General features: G+C 72.9%; 5 protein-coding genes and 1 pseudogene. All 6 read left to right on the top strand.

The features are described from left to right. A pseudogene (locus AB0I41_RS18885) lies at nucleotides 1-243 on the top strand (hypothetical protein); the annotation flags it as partial. A gap of 51 nt (nucleotides 244-294) precedes the next feature. Further along, a complete protein-coding gene (locus AB0I41_RS18880) occupies nucleotides 295-804 on the top strand; it encodes an NUDIX domain-containing protein (protein WP_357108868.1) in 510 nt (169 codons plus the stop codon). 206 nt (nucleotides 805-1,010) lie between these two features. After that, nucleotides 1,011-2,648, top strand: coding sequence for a glucose-6-phosphate isomerase (gene pgi / locus AB0I41_RS18875; RefSeq protein ID WP_357108866.1), 1,638 nt, complete (start codon nucleotides 1,011-1,013; stop codon nucleotides 2,646-2,648). A gap of 106 nt (nucleotides 2,649-2,754) precedes the next feature. Then, complete coding sequence (locus AB0I41_RS18870; protein WP_357108863.1) at nucleotides 2,755-3,480, top strand: GntR family transcriptional regulator; 726 nt, start codon at nucleotides 2,755-2,757, stop codon at nucleotides 3,478-3,480. Beyond that, nucleotides 3,477-4,304, top strand: coding sequence for a sterol desaturase family protein (locus AB0I41_RS18865; RefSeq protein WP_357108860.1), 828 nt, complete (start codon nucleotides 3,477-3,479; stop codon nucleotides 4,302-4,304). Before AB0I41_RS18870 ends, AB0I41_RS18865 begins: the two co-directional genes overlap by 4 nt. Next, nucleotides 4,301-4,978, top strand: a complete 678-nt coding sequence (locus AB0I41_RS18860) for a lysoplasmalogenase (RefSeq protein ID WP_357108857.1) — start codon at nucleotides 4,301-4,303, stop codon at nucleotides 4,976-4,978. The genes AB0I41_RS18865 and AB0I41_RS18860 overlap by 4 nt, the downstream gene beginning before the upstream one ends. The last annotated feature ends 145 nt before the right edge of the window (nucleotides 4,979-5,123 follow it).

The raw sequence follows: 5,123 nt of genomic DNA, 5'->3' as shown, positions 1-5,123 counted from the left end.
GGCCGCGCGGGCACGCGCGGCCCGACGCGCTTCTCAGTCCGTGGCGGCCCGGGTGGCCCTCAGCCCGTCGCGACCGGCACGACCACCCGACCGAGCCGCCGGCCCACCCGGCCGGTCGGTGAGAAACCGTTCGTCGAAGTGAAGCCGACCGACCACCCGCTCACGGTGACGCGGCGGACCGGGATGACGACGGCCCAGGTCCAGCAGATCGCCGAGCGGCTCCTGCACCCGGGCGCGCGCTGAGGCCGACCGACGGAAGGCGGGCCGATCGCCTGGCCGGTAACGTGCGGCGACATGACCGGCTCCCCGTACTCCTACTGCTCGTTCTGCGGCGCCGCCTACCCGGCGGACGCCGTTTGGCCGCGGGTCTGCGCGGCCTGCGGCGGGGCGGTCTGGCGCAACCCACTGCCGGTCGCGGTGGCGCTGCTGCCGGTCCGCACCGACGCCGGCCTGGGCCTGGTGGTGGTCCGCCGGGACATCGAGCCGGCACGCGGCCTGCTCGCCCTGCCCGGCGGCTTCATCGAGTACGGCGAGGAGTGGGCCGACGGCCTGGTCCGGGAGCTGCGCGAGGAGACCGGCCTGATCGGCGAGGCCGACCAGGCGCGGCTGTTCGCGGTGCACGGGGCGCCGGCCGGCGGCACCATCATGATCTTCGGTGAGCTGCCCGAGCGGCCGGCCGACGGGCTGCCGCCGTCGGCCCCGACGGAGGAGGCCACCGAGTGGCTGGTGCTCACCGAGCCGGTCGAGCTGGCGTTCTCCACGCACACCCGGGCGATGGCCGACTTCTTCGCCCGGCAGGGCTGACCGCGCCGCACCGGCCTCCCCGCGACGGGATGGTGGTCGGCGGGGTGGTGGTCGGCGGGGTGTCGCACGGCGGTCGCCGGCCACGGTGCGGGACGGTCTGCCGCGTCGCGTCGCGCGGGCCCCGCCGGGGTGGCAGGCTGGAGCCGAGCCGAGGGCGGCGCGAGGAGCGCCACCGGCGCCCCGTCGTGAAGGAGAAGATCGACCCGATGGCTGCGAGTGTGACCACCACCGACGAATGGCAGGCGCTGCGCAAGCACGCCGAAACGATGCGCGGCACCCACCTGCGGGAGCTGTTCGCCGCCGACCAGCGCCGGGGTGAGCGGCTCACCGGCGAGGTCGCCGACCTGCACGTCGACTACAGCAAGAACCTGGTCACCGACGAGACCCTGGGCCTGCTCACCGCGCTGGCCGAGCGGGTCGGGCTCACCGACCGGATCGCGGCGATGTTCGCCGGGCGGCACATCAACTCCACCGAGGGCCGGGCGGTGCTGCACACCGCGCTGCGGCTGCCCCGGGACGCCTCGCTGACCGTGGACGGTCAGGACGTGGTCGCCGACGTGCACCAGGTGCTGGACCGGATGGCGGCGTTCAGCGAGCGGGTCCGCTCCGGGCAGTGGCGGGGGCACACCGGCGAGCGGATCAGCACGGTGGTGAACATCGGCATCGGCGGGTCCGACCTCGGGCCGGTGATGGCGTACGAGGCGCTGAAGGCGTACCGCGACGCCGGGATCAACTGCCGGTTCGTGTCCAACATCGACCCGACCGACATCCACGACAAGACCCACGACCTGGACCCGGCGACCACCCTCTTCGTGATCGTCTCCAAGACCTTCTCCACCCAGGAGACCCTGGCCAACGCCAACCAGGCGAAGACCTGGCTGCTGTGCGGGCTGGACGCGGAGGACGACTCGGCGATCGCCCGGCACTTCGTCGCGGTGAGCACCAACGAGCAGCGGGTCCGCGACTTCGGCATCGATCCGCAGAACATGTTCGGCTTCTGGGACTGGGTGGGCGGCCGGTACTCGCTGCCGTCTGCGGTCGGACTGTCGGTGATGCTGGCGGTCGGCCCGGACCGGTTCCGGGAACTGCTGGCCGGCTACCACGCGGTGGACGAGCACTTCCGGACCACCCCGGTGGAGCGCAACATCCCGGCGCTGCTCGGGCTGCTCAACGTCTGGTACGTCAACTTCCTCGGCGCGCAGACCCACGCGGTGCTGCCGTACTCGCAGTACCTGCACCGGTTCCCGGCGTACCTGCAGCAGTTGACCATGGAGAGCAACGGCAAGTCGGTGACGCTGGACGGCACCCCGGTCGACTACCGGACCGGCGAGATCTTCTGGGGCGAGCCGGGCACCAACGGGCAGCACGCCTTCTACCAGTTGATCCACCAGGGCACGCTGCTGATCCCGGCCGACTTCATCGCGTTCAGCCAGCCCAACCACGACCTCGGCGACATGCACGACCTGTTCATGTCGAACTTCTTCGCGCAGACCGCCGCGCTGGCGTTCGGGCGGACGAGGGAGCAGGTCGAGGCGGAGGGTACGAAGGCCGACGTGGTGGCGCACCGGGTGATGCCGGGCAACCACCCGACCACCTCGATCATCGCGCCGAAGCTGACCCCGGGCACCCTCGGCCAGCTGATCGCCCTCTACGAGCACATCGTCTTCACCGAGGGCGCGATCTGGGACATCAACCCGTTCGACCAGTGGGGCGTGGAGCTGGGCAAGGTGATGGCCAACCAGCTCGCGCCGCTGCTCACCGGCGACGCGCCGGATCTGTCCGGGATGGACTCGTCCACCGCCGGGCTGATCCGCCGCTACCGGCGGGAGCGCGGCCGGGGCTGAGTTCCACGCGGCGGCGGCCGGGTCGGCGACCCGGCCGCCGTTCTTCGGGTACGCAAACTGGTCCAACCAGTTGACGGGTTGATGTGTGCGGGGCCACACTGCTGCCGTGGCCTTCGTACCCGTCTCCCGCAGCTCCGTGGCCGACCACGTCTTCGCGCAGCTCCGCGACGCCATCGTCAGCGGCCGCTACCGCCCCGACGACCCGCTGCCCGGCGAGCGTGAGCTGGCCGCCGTGTTCGCGGTCAACCGGCACGCCGTCCGGGAGGCGCTGCGCCGCCTGCAACAGCTCGGCCTGCTCCGGGTCAGCCAGGGCGGCGCCACCCGGGTGCTGGACTGGCGGGTGCACGCCGGTCTCGACCTGGCCCTGTCCCTCGCCCAGTCCGGCGACGTACTCCCCGTCGACACGCTGGTGCGGGACATGATGGAGATGCGCGCCTGCGTCGGCGTGGACGCCGCCCGGCTCTGCGCCGAGCGGGCCGACGCCGCGCTGCGGAGCACCGTCACCCGGGCAGTCGAGGAGTACGCCGCGCTCGCCCCGGACCTGCACGCGATGGGCGAGGTCAACATCGTGCTCTGGCGGCACATCGTGGACGGCTCCGGCAACACGGCGTACCTGTTGGCCTTCAACAGTCTGGTCGCCGGGGCGGTGGCCGTCGGCGACGTGCCGCCCGAGCGACGCGCCGCCGAACTGCTGGACGTCGCCGGGCACCGGCGTCTCGGCGCGGCCGTCGCCGAGGGGCGAGGGGACGACGCCGCCGCGCAGGCCCACGCGCTGCTCACCGCCCCGCTCACCACCCCCACCACCCCGCCAGGAAGGGAACGCCGAGCGTGATCCCCGCCGTGCTCTACGCCGTACCGGCGTTCCTGCTGCTCATCGTCGTGGAAGCGCTGTCGTACCGGTTCGCCCCCGACGACGACGAACGCGGCTACGAGCTGCGCGACACCACCACCAGCCTGACCATGGGCGCGGGCAGCCAGGTGATCGGCTTCCCGTGGAAGCTGCTCACCGTCGGCCTCTACGCGGCACTGTGGACGGTGGCCCCGGTGCAGCTCTCCCCCGCCAGCGTCTGGACCTGGGTGCTGCTGTTCCTCGCCGACGACCTGGCCTACTACTGGTTCCACCGCACCCACCACGAGGTACGCCTGTTCTGGGCCAGCCACGTGGTGCACCACTCCAGCACGTACTTCAACCTCTCCACCGCGCTGCGGCAGAGCTGGACTCCGATGACCTCACTGCCGTTCTGGCTGCCGCTGGCGCTGCTCGGCATCCCGCCGTGGATGATCTTCCTGCAGCAGTCGATCAGCCTGCTGTACCAGTTCTTCCTGCACACGGAGCGGATCGACCGGCTGCCCCGGCCGATCGAGTGGATCTTCAACACGCCGTCGCACCACCGGGTCCACCACGGCGCCAACCAGGAGTACCTCGACCGCAACTACGGCGCCATCCTGATCGTCTGGGACCGGCTCTTCGGCAGCTTCGAGCCCGAGCGCGCCACCGTCCGGTACGGGCTGACCAGGAACATCGACACCCACAACCCGCTGCGGGTGGCCACCCACGAGTACGCGGCGATCTGGAACGACACCCGGCGCGCCACCTCCTGGCGGCACCGGCTGGGGCACGTCCTCGGCCGGCCCGGCTGGCAGCCCGCCCGATGAGGCGGCTCCGGCCCGGGCTGTACGGGGCGGTCGTCGCCGTCGAGCTGGTCGGCGTCGCGATCGACGTACCCGCCCTGCAGTGGGCGGCGAAGCCGCTGCTGGCACCGCTGCTGCTGGCCTGGCTGCTGGGCGTACGCCGGAGGTGGGACCCGGTGGCGACCGGCCTGGTGTTCGCGACGGCGGGTGACGTGGCACTGCTGCTGCCCGGCACGGCCGCGTTCCTGGCCGGGATGGGGTGTTTCCTCGGCACCCAGCTCTGCCTCCTGGCCGCGTTCCTGCGGCACCGGCGGGCGCCGCTGACGGCGTTCGCCGGCTACCTGACGCTCTGGGCGGGCGCGAACGCGCTGCTCTGGGGGCGGCTCGGCGACCTGCGGCTGCCGGTGCTCGGCTACAGCCTGGCGCTGGGCCTGATGGCTGCCGCCGCAGTGGGGTTCTCCCGGCGGGCGGCGGCCGGCGGCGCCCTGTTCCTCCTCTCGGACCTGCTGATCGGGGTGGGCGCGGCGGGCGCGCAGTTGCCCGGGCGCGGGCTGCTGGTGATGGTCACCTACGTCGGGGCGCTGGTCCTGATCACCACGGCCTGGGCCGGGCACGCCGAGCCTGGGTCCCGGCCCGGACCGGCAGCCCGTCCGGCACCCACTCCCGCCGAGCCGGGCGGCACCGCGATCGGGGCTTGATCGACTCCGTTTGCGGCATGCCCCCGGCCATGGCACACGATGTCCGCAACGAGCGGGGCGCGGCGGCCGGCCGCCGCGCACCACGACGCCCTGCGGCCCCCGGGGCCCGGCGTCGACGGACGAGGGTCAGCGGGGGGGGCCGGCG

The sequence above is a fragment of the Micromonospora sp. NPDC050200 genome (assembly GCF_040656135.1).
GTDB lineage: Bacteria > Actinomycetota > Actinomycetes > Mycobacteriales > Micromonosporaceae > Micromonospora.
This window is presented reverse-complemented; position numbering and strand designations above follow the sequence as displayed.